This is a genomic window from Streptomyces vulcanius, assembly GCF_042653945.1.
In the GTDB taxonomy this organism is placed as follows: Bacteria; Actinomycetota; Actinomycetes; order Streptomycetales; family Streptomycetaceae; genus Streptomyces; species Streptomyces mangrovi.
In genome coordinates this window covers 112,225-129,085 of sequence record NZ_JBHSFK010000002.1, presented here as the reverse complement: position 1 = coordinate 129,085, position 16,861 = coordinate 112,225, and the positions used below count along the sequence as shown (strand labels likewise).

Sequence of the window (16,861 nt, the reverse complement as noted above, 5' to 3'; positions counted from 1 at the left end):
TTATTCCATGAGTGTGATGGACGAAATCGCGTCGATTCTCCCGGAGCTGGGCTACATGGAGTCGCTGTTCGACTCGATGGAGTGGGCCGAATCCGAGATCGACAAGGCGATGGCCCGGCACGGCGAGCCGAAGCCGCCGCAGGGCAAGAAGGGGACGGGGCCGATCTGGAACAGCTTCATCCTGCTCAAGGCCGCCCACAACGAAGAGCTGCTCCGTGAGCCGCTCTTCCGTGCGCACTGCCACGAGCTGCTGGAGCGCGTAGCCAAGGGCCAGGACACCAGGCCGGGCACGGATGCGGAGATGATCACCGTCCTGTCCAAGACGAGCCTGGTCGCGCCCATGACGTCCGCCGCCGCGTGCTTGTACATGCGGCTGATGGACAGGTCGGTGCCCGAGTTCAGCCGCTCCGTATCCCCCGTGGTCGACCTGGACGCGTACGAGAAGGTCCACGGTCGCAAGGCGGACGAGTACGAGGCCGACATGCGGCACAAGCTCCGGCAGGAGTGGCGGACGAAGTAGCCGCGACCGGGCCGGTACGACAACTGAATCAGGCGAGTGAAAAGGGAGCCCCGGCACGGGCGTGTGATGCCGGTCGGCTCCTTTTTCGCTGCCCAATGAACTGTATGTGCGCCATCCAAACAGCCTACGGAGGGGACTGTGGCGGATCAGCCGCTGACGTGCGGGCATGCCGCTAACTGGCGTGGCCCGGAGAAGTGTCAGAAGACGGGTAAAGAAATCTGCGCCCACTGCTACGACACCCAGCATTACGCACGAGTCCGCGCGCAGTACGCGGAGTTGGAGGCCAAGGGGACCGCGGAAGGCTGGACGTACGAGTACATCAACACGTCGTACGACGCCTACGTCCGCAGTCGAGAACTCGTTGGGAAGCTGGTCTGCCGGGCCTACTGGCGCCGCCAAGACACCCCGGCCTGGGACATCGTGCAGCCCGCGCACATGTACCGGTCCGCATTCAAGCGGCTGAAAGCAGTTGTGCCGAACAGCCCGGTCACGGGATTCGCCCTCGAATTCGAGGACGGAAGCCGCGACCCCCTCTGTTACGACATGGTCTGCGTGATCACCCGCGAGCCTTCCGGGCAAAACGTCTGACGAATTTCTGAGCGACTGAGCTAACGGAAGTCCAGGGCGCAGCAGCAACGCCGCGCCCCGGGCTTTCGACTGTCAGCAGCTATTAGGGAGGAATAGTGGAGCAGCAGCGAATCGACCTGGAAATCGGGGACCGCATTTTCTTGACCATGCCGTGGTCCGAGGTGTGCGTGCACTTGCAGGTCGCCGACAGGGTCATGGAGGTCGAAGTCCGCGAGCACGGGGCCCAGCTCCTCAAGGACGGCGAGCCGTACTCCATCCCCATCACGTGGGGCGAGGCCGGTATCTACACCGACTCGACCACGAACAAGCCGTACACCTACACCGCGGAAAGGGCGGAGGTCTAAATGGGGATTGACCTGCGCTTGGAGGGCGACGGCGTAATCGGCCAGTGGTCCGACTGGCTGGAGGACAAGGCCGAGGAATTCGACCGGCTCGACGTCCTGTACGAGAAGTGGTCCGAGAACTACGCGACGACCACGGACTACCCGTACGGCGCCATCGAGTTCCTGAAGTGGCTGGAGAAGCGCGGGGTCAAGGTCGCCGGCCCGCACTGGAGCGGCGAGCTGAAGACCCAGCACACGTCCAACTTCATCTCGTGGATCGACGAGGCGCTCCACTTCACGATTTTCAAGCTCGGAGAGCAGTACTTCGTCGCAGTCGCGCCGCCGAACCACGTGAAGGACCCGAACTTCTACCGGCTCACCTGCGCTGAGCCGGACGACTTCCTGAACTTCACGAACGCGTGGATGGAGTGCGAGGGCGGCCACGCATTCGAGACCGAGGACACCGAGCGCTGGCAGTTCTACGTCGAGGGTGTCGGCCCGCGGGGGCCGAAATTCCGGCTCTACGGCCTGGACCAGGACGAGGACGGCGACCTGCTGTGCCCGAAGTGCACGAACAAAATCCTGAAGGTGGGAGCGAACTGATGAGCGTGGTCGGCTACACGTACGGCGTCGACAATCTCTGCCCGTCCTGCACGATCGGGCGGATGCGGGCCAACGAAATCAAGGTCGCCCGCGGCAGTGACCACGAGGAAGCCATCCGGCGAGCGGCCGAGCGGGTCGGGGTCGACTTCAGCGACGAGGGCTCCTACGACTCCGGTGATTTCCCCAAGGCCATCACCAGCCAGCAGGCGAGCACCGAGCTGACCGAGCTGCCGAACGGCGAGTGGGGCCAGATCTCCGACGAGCGGTGCGCCCGGTGCAGCAAGTGGATGAAGCTGGGCGAGAAGTCGCCGTCCGAGGCGGGCCTGACCCGGTGGGTACGCGACAACTACGAGTTGCCGCAGGCCCTCGCGCGGGACATCGCCGGGAAGCTGCGCGAGTGGGGGCTGTCGCATCCGGAGTTCATCACGGAGGACAACGTCCGTGAGGCTGCCGCACTGTTCCCGCACGCCTGGATCAGCTACCGGTTCAAGGACGGCGACAGCACGGAGGTCGAGCCGATCCACGCCCCGGACTACGACGGGGCGGAGTGCATGCACTGCAACCAGCCGCTGGAGAAGCACACGTCTTCTGCTGCCGTGTGAAAGACGGGCCCGGCGGACGAGTAGCGAGTTCCGTCCTCCCCTATTCGGAATTCGGCGGGTTCGATTCCCGCACCGGGCACGACAGAAATCCATTTCGACCGTCAGGAGGTAACCCGTGAGCGGATACGGAAGCAGGCGTGCCGTGCGCGAGTTGGTCATTGCGACCCTGGAAAAGGAGGGACGCAACCCCAACGCGTACAACATCGCCGGAATCATGCGCGACGCTTTCTATGACCGCGGACCCGGAAACGGGTACGGAGCGGAAAGCGAGGAGCACTGGCGGAAGGCTGTCACGGAGCACCGCCGGAAGTTCGGCGTCGGTGACATGGTGCGCGTGGTCCTGGAGGTCGACGGGCAGACCGAGCACCACTACGGCACGATCGCGCAGTTCCGGAAGGCCAACGGCGGCAGCTACCGCGGCACGCCGGTCAAGCCCCACTCCGCGTACATCGAGCTGATCCACCACAACGGCCGGACGGTTCCCCTCGCCGAAGTCACGCCGGTCATCGACGACTTCGAGTTCATCCGGGACTACGACGAAGTCCACAAGGGGGCCTTCGGAGACCTCGGAGTCCTGTGGTGCATGGGCTGCCCACGCCCGTATCCGAGCCCCGCCCAGGTGAAGGTGGTCCACAAGGCGACCGGCGAGAAGACGCAGTTGTGCGACGCCCACAACGACGAGGAGCAGTGGGCCCAGCTCGGCCACCAGCCGATGTTCAGCGCGCGTACCAGCCGGGACACCATCGAGTCGCTGATCCAGAACCCCGAGGAGATCACCGGCTCGGACTGGGACGCCCACCAACTCCGCGAGTGGGCCGACCTGTTCCCGTACCTCGTCCCGGCCAAGGCCGCCGAGCTGCACGCGCAATGGAAGGAGAAGCAGAGTGCGACTCTCGCTGCCTGAAATCTGGATTCGTCCGCAGTCGGACGTCGACCTCAAGGACTACGAGGACGAGGACGCAGCAGCAATCCGCGCCGGTGACATCGTGGTGTACGACCTCGCGATCATCGAGCCGCGCACCGACGAGAACTGGGAGACGCCGGAAGCCTGGGAATTCCTCGACTCCTGCGGCAACTACTTCGGCAACCCTGGCAACGACAACATCTACGGTGACCCTCGACAGATCGCCGATGAGTTCCTGCGGTTCTACGCGACCGACATGTGGATGTACAACCTCGGGATTCGCCCGGGAAGTCTTTTCCTCTACCGCGGTCAGGTCCACGCCGTGCTCGGCTTGGAGTGCGAGCCGTACGACATGGACAGCACCGGCTACGCGACCGGCTTCCTGGTCTGCCGGCCCGCGGGCGGAGGGGCCCCGATACGCGTGTCCCCCGAGGACGCGACGCAACGGGTCCAGGAGCTGAGCGCATGAGTTACGACCTCTCCGACTCGTGGGACCGGTACATGCTCCGGCACGACGGCTACGACTCCACCAGCGCCGGAGAGTTCGAGGCCATGGGCTACCCGGTGTGCGACTTCATGTGCTGCCTGGAGAAGCCCGGCCCGGACGCTCCTCGGTGCGTGATGGTCGTACCCGACCTCGACAAGCCGCCCGTGGAGGCATGCCGGGGCGTGGCCACACACACGCTCTTCTACTCGATCAAGGACTGGGAAACCCAGATCCGCGAGTACTTCTACGCACCCGTCTGCATGCCGTGCGTTCGCCGTATCCGGCAGCGCAAGGAGCTTCAGGTGACGGCATATCTGATCGGTGAGGAGCCGGTCGTGATGCTCGTTCCGGGTAACGCCGCGGCTGCACAAACTGATCAGTCGGACAGTAAGGAGAATGGCGAATGACGAGACGGACGGTAGGAGCAGAGGGCTGGACCGTGGTCGACGTGGCCCGCCAGCGGCACTACGACGACCGCTATTACGGGCAGTTCCTCGGCACCCGTACGGGTCCCACGGGCCACGCCGAGTGGATGGTCGGCCGCCTCTTCGACGGCAAGACGATCGACGACGGCTTCCGCGAGGGCGAGTGGGCCTACTCCAAGCGCTTCGCCACCGACAAGGGCACCGACAACGCGGACCGCGCTCTGAAGGCGTACGTCGAGATGGCCTACAGCACCTTCGTGTGGGACCGCATCTTCGAGCAGCGTGTCGGCGAGGTGATCGACCAGCACTGGGCCGGGCCCGAGGTCCCCGGCGCCCCCAAGCTCGCGGCCGGCTGGCAGGAGAGCGATGCCGGCCACCGCAACCCGGCGCGCGGCCACACGATCCTGCTGCCGTTCCACGAGGCGAAGTACAAGCTCCTGCACTTCCTGCGGAGCACCGAGCTGGGCGCGAAGGCGCACTTGACGCGGGGCGTGACCATCGACCGGCACCAGGCCGTCGAGCTGGTCCGGGAGGCGACCGGCGCGCTCCGCTTCGAGTACGGCTACAACACCTACTGGCTCGCGGCCGACGAGTCATGACCCGCAGCGTCTACGTCGGCCCTGAGTGGCCGGACGGAGAGCCGGAGCCCGAAGCGCAGAGCCATTTCTACTGCGCCAACGACGAATGCCCCAGCGCGTTCGGCAATGGTCACGGCCCCGTCCCCAACACCCGGAAGTACCGGGTGCCCGGTGGGTACATCTGCGAGCTGTGCGCGGAAGCACACGACAGCGCGGTGCCCGCCGAGGATGCAGCCGCAACTCCCGCCGTGCCCACGGCCTTTCCCTCATAGGAGCGTCATGCGCTGTTCCACTCTTCAGTCCACCGTTGTCCCCGCGGACGACCCGTGTGCCGGTGAGGCCACCCACATGCTGCTGGGCTCGATTCGCGACGGGGAGACCGACACGAGGGAGCCGTTCAAGGACCCCGTGTGCAGGCCCTGCGGCGAGTCCTTCGTCCGGCGTCCCGCGCTCAAGGCACGACTCGTGCCGCTGCACGTGCACATGACGGACAACATGTTCATCGAGACCATCGAAGGGCACCGGCTGGTCAAGGACCCCGACCACGAGGCCCGGTGTTTCGACTGCGGCACCACCGGCAGCCCGACGTGGTTCCGGTTCCAGACCAACGGCTGCCCGGGGCGCCCGGAGTCCATCACCGTGCTGCGCTACTCGCGCGAGGCCATCGAGGGCTTCGAGAGGCCCGCGATTTCCGCGAAGCTGTGGTGGGACTACGCCGTCGACTACCTCCACACGCACGTCGAGGACTGGCGGCTGGTCACCGATCACGCGGAGTACAGCGCCTACTTCACCTTCCGCGACCGCGAGTACGCCGTGAAGTACAACCTGCTCGACTTCCGGTTCGGAGCCGTGAAGTTGCCCAACCGTGGCCGACCCGAGCCGGAGATCATCAACCCCGAACTCGACCCCTACAACCAGGTCGTCTTCAACTTCCACGGCCGGATGACGGACTCCGGGTCCGAACCCTTCGCCACCTGGACGCCCGGCCATGCGAACGTCACCGACCGCGAGCTGATCATCCTCTACACCCCCGAGGGCCGGATCACCGAAGTTCTCCGCGTCCCGGGCCTGCGGGGGTGGGCCGAGACGACCGAAGCGATCTCCGACGCGTTCGGCCCCATCAGCCGCGTCAAGCTCCAGACCCGCATCTACGAATAGGACTGACCATGACCGAGCCGACTTTCCGCTACCACGCCGTCAACGAGGAAGAGACCCGCTTCAAGGTCCACACGGATGCCCCCGGCGACGACGACGGCTTCCTGTACCAGGGCATCGTCTACGAGACGGCCGACCGGAACTGGGTCGCTGACTGGACGGGACGCAGCAGCAACCCGATCGCCATGCCGGGCTTCGCGACCAAGGAGTACGCGGCGTCCGCCCTGTACTGGTTCACCCCGCCGGCCCAGTCCTTCGGCAGCCGGCCCGCCGGTCAGAGCCTCGGGGTGGTCGACGAACTCAAGATCGACCTGTCCGTGTGCGGCTGCTGCATCAACAACGACTGCGACTGCGAGGGCTACAACCGCGTCTCGCAGCGCTTCGCCACGAAGCAGACGTACGAGGTCCAGCCCTCGCTCATCCCCACGCCCGGCGTGCTCATCTCCCTCCTGCCGATGCCCGACGGCGACTTCCTGGTGGACTGCAATACGCACGGAGCGGGCAGCGGAATCGGCTACCTCCAGAAGCGCGCCGACGGCCGCTACGACGTGCGCATGGGCCACCGCTCGGTCGGCTCGGCGGACTCGCCGGAGACCGGGATGTGGGCGTGCTTCAAGCTCCACACCGGCACCAAGCGCTACGGCAAGCTCACCGAGGGCTTCAACCATTACGTGGACATCGACCCGTGGGTGAACGGCACCATCACCTTCCGCGGCGAGACCGTCGAGGCGGCGCGTGAAGCGGTCGACCAGGCCGTGGAGGCGCTCGTGGACGGCCACACCGAGTTCAAGACCGACTCCACCACATACGACGTCACGCTCAAGGCCGAGCAGTGAACGCAGCGCTCCTGCCCGGCACCCCGGTAGCGCTCGAAGACCCCGACTTCGGCACGTGGTTCGGGCTGGTGGTGGTGTGCCTGTGCAAGCGGCACACGTGGCAGCAGCAGGTTGGCGAAGGCGGCCCGGGTCGCGAGTGCGGCCACGCACAGTGCGGCTACCCGCGTCCCGCGAGCGCCTGCCCCTGGCCCCTGCACGTCCGCTGGAACAACGACAACGAGTCCCACCAGAGCGCCGAGTCGCTCACACCCCGCACCGCGACTGAGGAGGAACCGAATGACTGAGCTGACGTACACGAAGGCCGATTGGCGCGAGGCCCTCGAACGCGCCGCTGAGCTGTCGTTTTGCGAGATCGACTCGGCGGAGCAGGGCGGTTATCTGGCCGGTGTGGTGGCCAGCCTCTACGAGGACGAGGCCGACAAGGACGACGACAGGTTGTACGCGGCCATCACGGTGGCCGGCGGCCTGGCCGTGGAGTTCGGGCCCGAGTTCCTCACCACCGTTCTGCGCGGACACGACGACAACTCGGGGAAGGGGCTGAAGGAGCGGGCGAAGGCGTATGTCGAGCAGCAGTGGCCGGACTTCCCCTTCGAGGAGATCGGCCACCCGGACGGGTTCGCCGCCCGCCACACGCTGAAGCCGCATGAGCGCTGGGCGTCCAGCGAGGAGGGCGACGACGGCTACGTGTACGTCTTCAACGTCTCCGCGCTGGTGAAGTCGGAGGCGTGACGTGGCGGACCGCATCCACTTCGAGGACATCGTCATGCTCGACGGCCGTCGAGGCATCGTCGACCGCGACTGGTCCCGCTACCCCCACAACCCGGACAAGCGCCTGATCCTCCTGGAGGGCGGCGGCAGTAAGTGGGCCGTGGCCGCGGACGTCGAGAAGCTGCCCACCGTGTTCCTCGGCATGCCGAACGAAGACCACGCCCCCGAGCCGGGCCAACCGCTGACGCTGTGGCAGCAGATCCCCCACGGCTTCGACTCCTACCTGTGGTGGGACTCCTGGGACCGCTGCATGTACTGCGGTCTGGGCGGAGCCGCGAGCATCCACGTCGAGGAGGACTCGTCAGAATGACCCCGCAGCCGCTGGTCGTCGACCCGAGCGAAGCCATCCAGCATCCGCTGTCGGTCGACCCGTTCGTCCCGCCGGAGGGCTGGACCATGCACACCATCCCGGCGTTCGAGACCCGCATGAGCGTGTGCGCGCAGCAGGCCCGCCAGATGCCAGAGGACGCGGTATACCTGCTGCCCGCGATCGAAAAGCTCCCCCGGTGGGCGCGCGTTGTACCGGCCCTCACGGAGTACAGCCTGATGTCCATCGAGCGGATCACCGGCTGCATCGACGACGCGTATTTCCAGGAGCACGTGAAGAAGCTCCAGCTCGAACCGTGGGGCATTCCGTCGACCGACACCATCCACTACCCCTGGAACCAGTTCTAGACCAGGGACACCACAGAAACAGCGCGGCCCGAAATTCGGGGCCGCTTTTTTCATGCCCAAAAGGAGGCGGCCGGCATGGACAAGGAGTGGTGCGAGGAGTGCTGCGGCTCGTGCGAATGCTGGTCGCCCGAGAGCGTTGAACACCCGCCGGAGGGACTGGAGTTGGAGGGGGAAGCCCTGGTGGCCTACCTCGACACCCTCACCGAGGAGCAGCGACGGGAGATCGCCGGGCCGTGGCCGGTCCGGTGGTTGTACCCGTGGCGCGAAGGTGAGCCGGAGCGCGGCATCAACGTATGCGGCGGCTGCGGTGGAGGCTGCGTGGGGTTGCGGCTGGTGCTGGGAATCGAGCTGGACCTGATCTGCATCGACAGCTCCAAGGACGCCACCGCTACGGCCCAGGCCGCCGGGTGCAACGCGATCCGGATGGACGTACGCGACCTCGACCCCCGGCATCCCGCACTCCGCGGAACCCGGCGCGCGGTCTTCACCATGCCGTGCCCGGACTGGAGCGTGGCGGGCAAGCGGCTCGGTCTCCAGCCGGAGAACATCGAGATCCTGGTCGACGCGATAGCTGACGTGGCCGAGGCGTACGGCAACGTCTGGCGGGCCGGTGGTCACCACGGGGACGTCTCGACGGCCGAGTTCGGCAAGCCCTACGACGACGTCACCGTGGCGGAGATGTGGTCGTGGGTCGGTGAACTCACACGGGAGAAGAGGACGGCCGGCCTCATGCTCGCGCCGGTCCTGGTCGGCATGGGGCTGCTTGCAGCCGGAGCGCCGCTGGAGTCGGTGATCATCGAGCAGGCGTGGACTCTTCCCGAGGCCGTGAAGGCGGCCATCGGGATTGAGTACATCGTCGCCGGGTGGAACGGAGTCCTCTGGGACATCCTGGACGCAGGCGAGTTCGGCTCCCCGTCGACCCGACGACGGGCCATCATGGCGGCGTCGCGCGAGCACCCTCTGACGGCCATCACAGCACCCGGCATCACCACCTGGGCATCGGACGCGATCGGCTGGGACCCGGAGACCTGGATCAATACCCGCGGAGTCCGCAAGACGTCCGGCGGGAACGAGTTCAAGCTGGGCCGGACCATGCCGGGTGTCACGTCGAAAATCCGGGGCTGGTACGACGCGGACGATCCGGATCACCGCTTCACGATCGCCGAGGTGTGCCTGCTGGTCGCATTGCCTGCCGATCACCCGGTAGTCGGGTCGCGCTCTTCACAGTGCCAGCAGCTCGGCGACATTTTCTCCCCGCTGGTATTGGCGGCCGTGTGGGGCACCCTGCTGGGCATCAACTGGCTTCCATACCTGCTCCGTTACCTGGCCGAGCGGTACCCGCAGATCCACGGCCAGGATGCTTACGCCGACGCGGCATAAGTCCATTTCAAAGAACTGTTATGCCGTCACTCGAATGGGTGACCTTGCCAATTCCGGGCCCGCTCGTTGACCAAGGCGAGGGGGCCCTTCGTTTCTTCGAGAAGGAGCATGTGGTGAACGGACTGCTGAAGTGCGGAAATTGCAACGAGCGCTGCATCGAGCCCGACGAGGGCGAGACCGGTGACGAGAACGGCTACGCCTCTCGGTACTGCGGCGAGTGCGTCGTCAGCTACGGAATGCCCAGTCCCGACGAGCAGAGTTTCCGCACGATCGTCGCCGACTGGGAGAACGCCGTGGGCGACGACGGTGAGACCACCTGTGTTGACCTGCGGCCGGTCGTGATCACGGTGGAGGCGACCACCTACGAGGAGGCCATCGAGCGGGCCTCCGACATCCTCCAGACCCACTTCGGGGCCAGCGTCGAGCAGCTCTACGCCGAGGACATCGAGCGCGACTGGTGGTTCGGCCTGAACGACTGCGAGCCGTTCCTTCGGGTGAACGCCTTCTTCATGGGCGCCCCGACTCTGATCAACGACGGCGACCACTTCAACGCTCTGCGCTGACCCGGCCGCTTCCGTGGCGCCCCCTCGGGGGCGCTCGCGGTCTCTGCCCGGCCTGCCCCGTACGTCAAGGAGAAACGCATGCCCACCCAGGCTCAGCCCGAGAACCGCATCGAGATCATGCGGGGTGTCCGACCCAAGGAACTGTCCGAGTACGCCGGTCACTACTTCCAGGTGATACGCGGGACCTACGGCTACGCCGGGCTCCTGGTCCAGGTCGACGGCGACCACGCCGAGATCTTCCAGCCCCGTCTCCGCGGCACCGAGCGCTTCAAGATCTTCGACTGCGCGTTCCTCCGCCAGCTCGACAAGACACCGCGCCCGGCCTACGCCCGCGCGCTTGCCTACCAGCAGGTTTGGAAGGACATCGACCTCAGCCTGCGTCAGGGCGACGAGGACGGCGAGATCACCGACCAGGAGATCTGGGACCGCCGACGCGGTGAGTGGGAGGACGGCCTGGCCGAGATCTACGAGGCCCTGATGCGCGAGATGTACGACGTCCCGGTCTGCGACACCCACCCCATCCACCACGACGAGGAGTTCTCGGGATGACCACGACCAGCACCGAACCGCCTGGGCTCACAACGCCCGAGGGCGGCTCCATGTCCCAGCCTGACAGCCCCGCGAAGTGGCACGCTCACCCGTACGTGTGGGCATTCCACGCCATCGGGGGCAGCCTCAGCACCGACTACATCGAGAGTGTGTGCCAGCAGGCCGAGGCCGAGGGCGCCCCGCCCGACGCGGTGTACAAGACCCGCTCGGACGACAAGAGCAGGCCGGACGAGTGGATCACCGTCGGCCTGATCGCCAACGCCGATCAGCAGGCCCGGACGCGTGCGTATGCCACGGCCCTGGTGGAGTGGCAGACCGCTCTCAAGGCGCACCGCACGCGACCAATGGTGCAGCCGCTCCAGGCTGCGCGGCGGGACGAGGCTGCCGAGGACACCGAGCTGCACGAGTACACCGTGGCCTTCACCGCGCGGATCACGGGCACGGTGAAGGCGGCCAGTTTCAGTGAGGCCATGAGCATGCTTGCGCCGAGCGAGCACACCGGCTCCAGCGGTTACGTGGGCGGACTCGCGGCCAGCCGGGAGGGCGTGGAGTGGTTCCTCAACTTCGACCCGGCCAGGGCCGACATGGTCTCCACGAGCGACCCGCGCATGCATCAGCCCGCCGCGGTGGCGCCAGGCAAGTAGCGCCCCGTCCCAGTCCGGTCCGGCCCCTGACTTCCCCATGAGCCAGGAGCCGGACCTTTTCCGTTTCCCGCTGCCAGGCCCCGTTGGAAGGATGCTTCACGTGCTGCACATCGACCCCTCCGCAATCCCCGACTACTTCGAGCGCTGGCCGAAGCAGGGCAACGGTGAGATGCACGAGCTGACGAAGTTCCTCGGCTTCTCGACGATGACCGTCGAACTGCGCCAGATCACCGAGGAGAACATCGACGAGTGGCTCTACCGGCTCGACGTCTTCTACAGCCTCTACGGCCTGCTCACCATCGACGGCACCGAGCGTAAGGTGTCCCGCGAGGAGCTGGAGGGCCACATCGGGCTGAAGATCAACGCCGGTGAGATGGACCGCGCGGAGTTCGACGAGAAGATCGCCGAGCTGCGGTACTACAGGGAGCACAACCGGCCGCGCCCGCTGTTCGTGCACCTCCGCCGGACCAGCCTGCACCGCCTGGACCAGCCGTGCGACATCTACCAGTACGTCCACAGGAAGGACGGCGAAGAGCAGCAGCGCGTCGAGGTCTACCCCGACGGCCGGCTGCTGTGGGTGGAGGGCAACTACGACGGCACTGGCGAGATCGACTGGGACTACGCCACCTTCCGCGGCCTGGAGGCCCACAACGCGCGGCCCGGGTGGGAGGCGGAGTTCGTCGAGGAGGAGATGTTCCAGCGGCTGTGGGAGCGGGCCAGGGCAGACCTCTGCGGCTGGGTCGAGGAACTCAAGGGGACGAAGGAGTGGTCCACGATCGACGAGACTGAGTCGGTCTACTGCACCCAGCCCCGGAACGACGCCGGGTCGGCCTTCTGCGTCGAGCACTACGAGATGGCACGCAGGATGTTCCCGCGCCTCTTCCCGGCCACCTGAGCCCGGACACAGCAGCAACGCGCCAGCCAGCGCGGTTCTGCTGCCTTCTTCGCCAGCCCATCCCTTGTACGCACGAAGGGGTGGGCTGGAGTGGATCGCAGCCGAAAGTATCCCCGAACATAGGGCCTGGTCATCGGCAGCACTGAACCCCTGGGAGGACACGTGGCCGCTTCGGGCTACCGCATGAAGTATGTCGATCGTGACATGAGGGAGCAGGCGATCAGGCAGCGCTCCGTCGACCGGCTTGCGTATATCGCCGAGCACGCGCCCTGCGGCCGATTCGAGATCAAAGCGGCAACCGGAGAGCTGTGGGACAGCCATGAGGTCCGGACGCTGGAAGAGCGTGGCCTGTGGGATGTCGAGTGGCTGGAAGCCGGAGACACAGCGCACGAGGGGGGCTGGCGCATTCTCCACCTGAATGACATCGGCAAGAACGTACTGAGGAAGTGGCGCGAGCGGCACCAGGCCGCCGGCCAGAGTGAGGGGGATTGATGGGTAGGCTCACGCAGCAGCGCTGGACGCTGGTGCAGCACTCGGCGTACGTGGTCAAGCAGGACGCCACGTTCCAGCACCAAGTCGAGCAGGTCAGCATCACAACTGAGGCTGATCTGGGGCGAGTTCTAAACCTCGGCGGTCTGGTGTTCGAGTCGTACATGGCTGCGGAGGACGCGGTCGACGAGGTCAACAACCCCACGGGGCCCGACGGGCAGCCCGCCGACCCCATACTGGCCTTCCATGATTCCTACAAGCAGTCCGGTCTCCCCCTTTACATTCCTCCAAAGGAGGGCGCAGTACCGTAACCCCTTACATGACTCTGAGCAGTTGAGGAATGGTGGGGTCGTCATCCGAATGGGTGACAGGAGCATCCAATGGCATCGCGCCTGTTGAAGGGTGACGCAAGGAATAGGCCAGACTGCGGGGGATGGCGTACGCGGGGGGCGTGGCATATGCGGTTCAGTGCCCCCGTGCCCCCGTTTACCCGCCAGGTAGTAACTACTCCTTAAAATTGCAACAAGCCAACAGCCTCCTGGGGGCTGCCCGCTACAGTGCGGCCCCAGGCACTAATTGTCGTTTCGCCTTGGAGGAAGAGACATGGCGCAGACAGTCCGGGTACGCCTCGTGGATGATCTCGATGGCAGCGAAGCGCAGGAGAAGGTGAGCTTCACCTTCGACGGCAAACCCCGGGAAATCGAACTGTCTCACGAGAACGCCGCGAAATTCCGGCAGCTCATGCAGCCCTATATGGAGGCAAGCCGCCCAGCCAAGGCCGACAACATCGCAACGAAGGGCGCCCCGGCGCCGGTGCTGACGCAAGCCCAGCAACGCGAAGAGGGCGGCGCCATCCGCGCCTGGTGCGAGAAGCACCACCTACCGGTCAACAAACTCGGCCGCATCCCGGCAATGACGCGCAAAGCCTGGGAGCAGGAGACCCGCCACGGTGACCGCAGCCTGCTCGACCAGCTCCTGACCAAGGCCGGCATCGACCCCAGCCTGCCAGGGGACAAGCCTGAGCCCGACAAGGTCGTCCCAATAAAGGGCCGAGTGTCGGTTGAAGACCACCTGGAACGCCTGGCGCGTACCGTCGGCAAGCTGTCGGACCCGCAGGAGACGCGCCTGCGTGCAGCCAGCGAGGGAAGCGGCACAGCCACAGCGAAGGACGCCGCCGACCGCAGCAGCTACGAAGCACTCGTAAGGCGTGGCTGCATGCAACGAGAGGCCGAGGACACCTACAGCATCACGGAGGTAGGACGCACCTGGGTGCGACTCCATGAACCTGCACTGACCGCCTGACTTCGGGAGCCCGCACCCCCTCTGCGGGCTCCACAACCCCACAACGGAAGCCGCTCTGACCCTGCCATCCGGTGGGGTCTTCGTCATGCCCAGAAACAGGAGCCCGCCATGCAGAAGACCATCATCACCCTCGTCGACGACCTCGACCCCAGCGGTGAGACCGAGGCCGACGAGACCGTGACCTTCGGCCTCGACGGCGTCACCTACGAAATCGACCTCACCAGCGAGAACGCGCACGTCCTGCGCTCCAGGCTCAAGGAGTTCAAGCAGGCCGGCCGTGTCGTCAAGACCTCCGGTAAGCGCGCTTCGCAGTCGACGGCTACACCCGCTGGCGACGGCGCCACCTACAGCCGGCACCAGGGCGGCGTGGACCCGGCCGCCGTCCGTGCCTGGGCAAAACAGCAGGGCCTGAAAATGCCCGAGCGCGGGCGAGTGCCCAAGGAAGTCAAAGAGGCGTACACGAGCTACAAGTTCGGTAACCCCGCCAAACTGAATGAACTGAAGAACGACCCGCGCTACGCCGCCATCGTTGCGTCCACCGCCTTCCTCGACACGGCGCCGACAGAGCCGCGTCCGCGCCGCCGGCTGAGCCTTCCGGGGCCCGCCGCGGTGGAGGAGAGCGACGCCGTCAGCCCGCCCACCGAGGACTCGGATGAGGCCAGCGCCCGCGAGCACTACACGGACCTGAAGGAGGCCGGCCTGCTCAGCGACCGCGCCTCTGCCAAGGGGTACTGGGAGCGGCGTACCGCAGGCGGCCTGGACCGCACCGACAAGGTCGAGAAGATGACGCTGGTCGAACGTATCCAGATCCTCAACCCGAGGAACGTCACCCTGTTGGCCAAGCTCGCCGGCCTCATCGCCGCCGACGGGCCCGGCAAGATCAGCTACCTGAAGTCCTCCGTGGAGCGGCTGGAGAACCTCGAAGTCATCGTCCAGGACCCCGAGTCCGAGTTCGGCTGGGCCATCACCGACTTCGGCCGGTACGCCCACGAGCTGCACAGCATGGGCGAGTAGCTCGCGGAACGCGTGACAAGAACGGCACCATCCTGCGACAGCGTGCGGACATTGGAGAGGCGAATCGTGGCAAGGCGCTCTGCCATCTGTCCACGGCGGCAGCCCAGTTGGAGAACTTCGAGTTCATTGAGGAGGTCAGGTCGCGCGAACTCGGCTGGACCGGCACTGAGTTCGGCCGCTACGCATTCGTGGTGCGTAGCTCGCAGAGCGCGTGACTGTGCATGCATCACGGATGAAATGTGTACGAGTGGTGAAGCCCGTAGTCGGACGGCTGCGGGCCATCTCCGCATCCCAGATAGATTCACCCGTTCGAGTGGCACCAAAACATTTCTTTCAAGTGCGTTCCAGACAGCAGACTTTCCCGGCTAACTTGTCCAGAACGAAATTGGACAGCCACAAGGAGTGACCGGTGGAAGACAAGCTCGTCAGCGACGCGGAGGTCTACGCCCACGTCGAGTCCATCCCGCCAGACCTCGTAGACTGCCTCGCCGACCGGCACACCTGGGTTGCCTACGACTGGCACGGCTTCAACGCCAACGGCCGTCCTGTCCGCAACCCCAACAACGCCGTCTCTATCAACCAGACCCAGCGCTGCGACCGTTGCGACATGCTGCGCCACACCACCTTGACGATCGGCCGGCGCGGGCCCATCGACCGCACGGAGTGGACCTACTCCAACCGCAACCCTTCACTCGTCAGCCCCCGAGGCGTCTCCAAGACCGGCATCAGCGTGCGCCGCGAACTGGGCATCGGCAAGCTGTGGGAGGAGATCACCGAGGCACCCATTCCCCTGCACGCCGGAAAGCGAGCCAAGGCCGCCCGAGGGGCCGCCTGATGGCTAACGCGCTTGTTAACGTAACCACTTGCGACTGGCACGCCGCACTCCCCGAGAAACCCACCGTCGCAGGGCAGCACGAACGATTCCTCGAAGGCGGCAAAGTCGACCTGTGCGACCCGTGCACCTGGTTCTTCGACGTGTTCTACGCCCGGCGCTCGGAGATCCTCCCCATGCTCCAGGCCGAGGTTCTGGACGCGTTCAACCGCTCGGCACGACGTGACGCCCCGGCACGTCGCGTGCCCGCCCAGCTCGCGTTGGCGGCGGAGGAGACGGACCCGCCCGCGGAAGCTGTCCCCGAGACTCCGCCGAAAGCGGCCAGCGGCAAACGCAAGCAGGGGAAGAGGGGCGTCTGGAAAGAGGACGTCATTCAGGTCCGCTGCCCCCTTCCCCACCGCGCTGGCAGCCCTCGCAAGTACTGGGTCGACCTGCGCAACCGGACCGGCCACGCCAAGAGCCACAAGAAGGGCGACGGCAGCACCTATGAAGGGCCGGACATCGCCTTCGTCCTCCAGGACGGCCAGACGTACACGCACTTCTGCACCGAGCACGCGGTGTGCGCCGAGGCCGGCGGGTACGGCTTCATCGGCCAGGATGCCCTGTCCGCGCACATCAACAAGTCGAAGTCGTGGCCCCCGGCCAGCCAGGAAGCCAAGGACGCAGCAGCAACACGCCGCCAGTCCGCCGCATAATCCGTCCCCCCTCTTACTGTGAAAGCCCCCGGCC

General features: G+C 66.0%; 27 protein-coding genes. All 27 read left to right on the top strand.

Annotated elements, in window-relative coordinates; translation table 11 throughout:
* The first annotated feature begins 16 nt into the window (after nt 1-16).
* The gene (locus ACFPIH_RS02880; RefSeq protein WP_381167823.1) at nt 17-520 is read left to right on the top strand and encodes a hypothetical protein; all 504 of its coding nucleotides are present in this window, start codon (nt 17-19) and stop codon (nt 518-520) included.
* 138 nt (nt 521-658) lie between these two features.
* On the top strand, nt 659-1,108 hold the full coding sequence (locus ACFPIH_RS02875) for a hypothetical protein (protein ID WP_381167820.1): 450 nt from the start codon (nt 659-661) through the stop codon (nt 1,106-1,108).
* Nucleotides 1,109-1,203: 95 nt separating this feature from the next.
* Nucleotides 1,204-1,452 (top strand): hypothetical protein, encoded by a 249-nt coding sequence (locus ACFPIH_RS02870; protein ID WP_381167818.1) that lies wholly within the window; start codon nt 1,204-1,206, stop codon nt 1,450-1,452.
* Complete coding sequence (locus ACFPIH_RS02865; RefSeq protein WP_381167815.1) at nt 1,453-2,034, top strand: hypothetical protein; 582 nt, start codon at nt 1,453-1,455, stop codon at nt 2,032-2,034.
* Nucleotides 2,034-2,636: a hypothetical protein gene (locus ACFPIH_RS02860; RefSeq protein ID WP_381167812.1), complete on the top strand. Its 603-nt coding sequence runs from the start codon at nt 2,034-2,036 to the stop codon at nt 2,634-2,636. Before ACFPIH_RS02865 ends, ACFPIH_RS02860 begins: the two co-directional genes overlap by 1 nt.
* Before the next feature lie 115 nt (nt 2,637-2,751).
* A complete protein-coding gene (locus tag ACFPIH_RS02855) occupies nt 2,752-3,540 on the top strand; it encodes a hypothetical protein (RefSeq protein WP_381167809.1) in 789 nt (262 codons plus the stop codon).
* Entirely contained in the window at nt 3,521-4,009 is a 489-nt protein-coding gene (locus ACFPIH_RS02850) for a hypothetical protein (protein WP_381167806.1), read from the top strand. The genes ACFPIH_RS02855 and ACFPIH_RS02850 overlap by 20 nt, the downstream gene beginning before the upstream one ends.
* Nucleotides 4,006-4,434: a hypothetical protein gene (locus ACFPIH_RS02845; RefSeq protein WP_381167803.1), complete on the top strand. Its 429-nt coding sequence runs from the start codon at nt 4,006-4,008 to the stop codon at nt 4,432-4,434. Before ACFPIH_RS02850 ends, ACFPIH_RS02845 begins: the two co-directional genes overlap by 4 nt.
* Nucleotides 4,431-5,051, top strand: coding sequence for a hypothetical protein (locus ACFPIH_RS02840; protein ID WP_381167800.1), 621 nt, complete (start codon nt 4,431-4,433; stop codon nt 5,049-5,051). Before ACFPIH_RS02845 ends, ACFPIH_RS02840 begins: the two co-directional genes overlap by 4 nt.
* Nucleotides 5,048-5,302 (top strand): hypothetical protein, encoded by a 255-nt coding sequence (locus ACFPIH_RS02835; protein ID WP_381167798.1) that lies wholly within the window; start codon nt 5,048-5,050, stop codon nt 5,300-5,302. The genes ACFPIH_RS02840 and ACFPIH_RS02835 overlap by 4 nt, the downstream gene beginning before the upstream one ends.
* A gap of 7 nt (nt 5,303-5,309) precedes the next feature.
* The gene (locus ACFPIH_RS02830) at nt 5,310-6,188 is read left to right on the top strand and encodes a hypothetical protein (protein ID WP_381167795.1); all 879 of its coding nucleotides are present in this window, start codon (nt 5,310-5,312) and stop codon (nt 6,186-6,188) included.
* Between the two features lie 8 nt (nt 6,189-6,196).
* Nucleotides 6,197-7,021: a hypothetical protein gene (locus tag ACFPIH_RS02825; RefSeq protein WP_381167792.1), complete on the top strand. Its 825-nt coding sequence runs from the start codon at nt 6,197-6,199 to the stop codon at nt 7,019-7,021.
* Entirely contained in the window at nt 7,018-7,305 is a 288-nt protein-coding gene (locus ACFPIH_RS02820) for a hypothetical protein (RefSeq protein WP_381167789.1), read from the top strand. Before ACFPIH_RS02825 ends, ACFPIH_RS02820 begins: the two co-directional genes overlap by 4 nt.
* Nucleotides 7,298-7,750, top strand: a complete 453-nt coding sequence (locus ACFPIH_RS02815; RefSeq protein ID WP_381167786.1) for a hypothetical protein — start codon at nt 7,298-7,300, stop codon at nt 7,748-7,750. Before ACFPIH_RS02820 ends, ACFPIH_RS02815 begins: the two co-directional genes overlap by 8 nt.
* A gap of 1 nt (nt 7,751) precedes the next feature.
* The gene (locus ACFPIH_RS02810) at nt 7,752-8,099 is read left to right on the top strand and encodes a hypothetical protein (protein ID WP_381167783.1); all 348 of its coding nucleotides are present in this window, start codon (nt 7,752-7,754) and stop codon (nt 8,097-8,099) included.
* Entirely contained in the window at nt 8,096-8,464 is a 369-nt protein-coding gene (locus ACFPIH_RS02805) for a hypothetical protein (protein WP_381167780.1), read from the top strand. The genes ACFPIH_RS02810 and ACFPIH_RS02805 overlap by 4 nt, the downstream gene beginning before the upstream one ends.
* Nucleotides 8,465-8,539: 75 nt before the next feature.
* A complete protein-coding gene (locus tag ACFPIH_RS02800) occupies nt 8,540-9,844 on the top strand; it encodes a DNA cytosine methyltransferase (RefSeq protein WP_381167777.1) in 1,305 nt (434 codons plus the stop codon).
* Between the two features lie 113 nt (nt 9,845-9,957).
* Entirely contained in the window at nt 9,958-10,407 is a 450-nt protein-coding gene (locus ACFPIH_RS02795) for a hypothetical protein (RefSeq protein ID WP_381167774.1), read from the top strand.
* A gap of 78 nt (nt 10,408-10,485) precedes the next feature.
* A complete protein-coding gene (locus tag ACFPIH_RS02790) occupies nt 10,486-10,956 on the top strand; it encodes a hypothetical protein (protein WP_381167771.1) in 471 nt (156 codons plus the stop codon).
* Complete coding sequence (locus ACFPIH_RS02785; RefSeq protein WP_381167768.1) at nt 10,953-11,600, top strand: hypothetical protein; 648 nt, start codon at nt 10,953-10,955, stop codon at nt 11,598-11,600. Before ACFPIH_RS02790 ends, ACFPIH_RS02785 begins: the two co-directional genes overlap by 4 nt.
* Before the next feature lie 100 nt (nt 11,601-11,700).
* Nucleotides 11,701-12,495 (top strand): DUF6881 domain-containing protein, encoded by a 795-nt coding sequence (locus ACFPIH_RS02780; RefSeq protein ID WP_381167765.1) that lies wholly within the window; start codon nt 11,701-11,703, stop codon nt 12,493-12,495.
* 162 nt (nt 12,496-12,657) lie between these two features.
* Nucleotides 12,658-12,987 carry a hypothetical protein gene (locus ACFPIH_RS02775; RefSeq protein WP_381167762.1) on the top strand — a complete coding sequence of 110 codons (330 nt, stop codon included), beginning with the start codon at nt 12,658-12,660 and terminating at the stop codon, nt 12,985-12,987.
* Entirely contained in the window at nt 12,987-13,295 is a 309-nt protein-coding gene (locus ACFPIH_RS02770) for a hypothetical protein (RefSeq protein WP_381167759.1), read from the top strand. The genes ACFPIH_RS02775 and ACFPIH_RS02770 overlap by 1 nt, the downstream gene beginning before the upstream one ends.
* Nucleotides 13,296-13,587: 292 nt before the next feature.
* Complete coding sequence (locus ACFPIH_RS02765) at nt 13,588-14,286, top strand: histone-like nucleoid-structuring protein Lsr2 (RefSeq protein ID WP_381167756.1); 699 nt, start codon at nt 13,588-13,590, stop codon at nt 14,284-14,286.
* Between the two features lie 108 nt (nt 14,287-14,394).
* Nucleotides 14,395-15,300 carry a histone-like nucleoid-structuring protein Lsr2 gene (locus ACFPIH_RS02760; RefSeq protein ID WP_381167753.1) on the top strand — a complete coding sequence of 302 codons (906 nt, stop codon included), beginning with the start codon at nt 14,395-14,397 and terminating at the stop codon, nt 15,298-15,300.
* Nucleotides 15,301-15,709: 409 nt separating this feature from the next.
* Nucleotides 15,710-16,135, top strand: coding sequence for a hypothetical protein (locus ACFPIH_RS02755; RefSeq protein WP_381167751.1), 426 nt, complete (start codon nt 15,710-15,712; stop codon nt 16,133-16,135).
* On the top strand, nt 16,135-16,827 hold the full coding sequence (locus ACFPIH_RS02750) for a hypothetical protein (protein ID WP_381167748.1): 693 nt from the start codon (nt 16,135-16,137) through the stop codon (nt 16,825-16,827). The genes ACFPIH_RS02755 and ACFPIH_RS02750 overlap by 1 nt, the downstream gene beginning before the upstream one ends.
* The last annotated feature ends 34 nt before the right edge of the window (nt 16,828-16,861 follow it).

Coding starts and splice junctions, on each gene's coding strand:
- ACFPIH_RS02880 (WP_381167823.1), top strand. CDS start 17: ATGGACGAAATCGCGTCGATTCTCCCGGAGCTGGGCTACATGGAGTCG.
- ACFPIH_RS02865 (WP_381167815.1), top strand. CDS start 1,453: ATGGGGATTGACCTGCGCTTGGAGGGCGACGGCGTAATCGGCCAGTGG.
- ACFPIH_RS02860 (WP_381167812.1), top strand. CDS start 2,034: ATGAGCGTGGTCGGCTACACGTACGGCGTCGACAATCTCTGCCCGTCC.
- ACFPIH_RS02845 (WP_381167803.1), top strand. CDS start 4,006: ATGAGTTACGACCTCTCCGACTCGTGGGACCGGTACATGCTCCGGCAC.
- ACFPIH_RS02840 (WP_381167800.1), top strand. CDS start 4,431: ATGACGAGACGGACGGTAGGAGCAGAGGGCTGGACCGTGGTCGACGTG.
- ACFPIH_RS02835 (WP_381167798.1), top strand. CDS start 5,048: ATGACCCGCAGCGTCTACGTCGGCCCTGAGTGGCCGGACGGAGAGCCG.
- ACFPIH_RS02830 (WP_381167795.1), top strand. CDS start 5,310: ATGCGCTGTTCCACTCTTCAGTCCACCGTTGTCCCCGCGGACGACCCG.
- ACFPIH_RS02825 (WP_381167792.1), top strand. CDS start 6,197: ATGACCGAGCCGACTTTCCGCTACCACGCCGTCAACGAGGAAGAGACC.
- ACFPIH_RS02815 (WP_381167786.1), top strand. CDS start 7,298: ATGACTGAGCTGACGTACACGAAGGCCGATTGGCGCGAGGCCCTCGAA.
- ACFPIH_RS02805 (WP_381167780.1), top strand. CDS start 8,096: ATGACCCCGCAGCCGCTGGTCGTCGACCCGAGCGAAGCCATCCAGCAT.
- ACFPIH_RS02800 (WP_381167777.1), top strand. CDS start 8,540: ATGGACAAGGAGTGGTGCGAGGAGTGCTGCGGCTCGTGCGAATGCTGG.
- ACFPIH_RS02790 (WP_381167771.1), top strand. CDS start 10,486: ATGCCCACCCAGGCTCAGCCCGAGAACCGCATCGAGATCATGCGGGGT.
- ACFPIH_RS02785 (WP_381167768.1), top strand. CDS start 10,953: ATGACCACGACCAGCACCGAACCGCCTGGGCTCACAACGCCCGAGGGC.
- ACFPIH_RS02770 (WP_381167759.1), top strand. CDS start 12,987: ATGGGTAGGCTCACGCAGCAGCGCTGGACGCTGGTGCAGCACTCGGCG.
- ACFPIH_RS02765 (WP_381167756.1), top strand. CDS start 13,588: ATGGCGCAGACAGTCCGGGTACGCCTCGTGGATGATCTCGATGGCAGC.
- ACFPIH_RS02760 (WP_381167753.1), top strand. CDS start 14,395: ATGCAGAAGACCATCATCACCCTCGTCGACGACCTCGACCCCAGCGGT.
- ACFPIH_RS02750 (WP_381167748.1), top strand. CDS start 16,135: ATGGCTAACGCGCTTGTTAACGTAACCACTTGCGACTGGCACGCCGCA.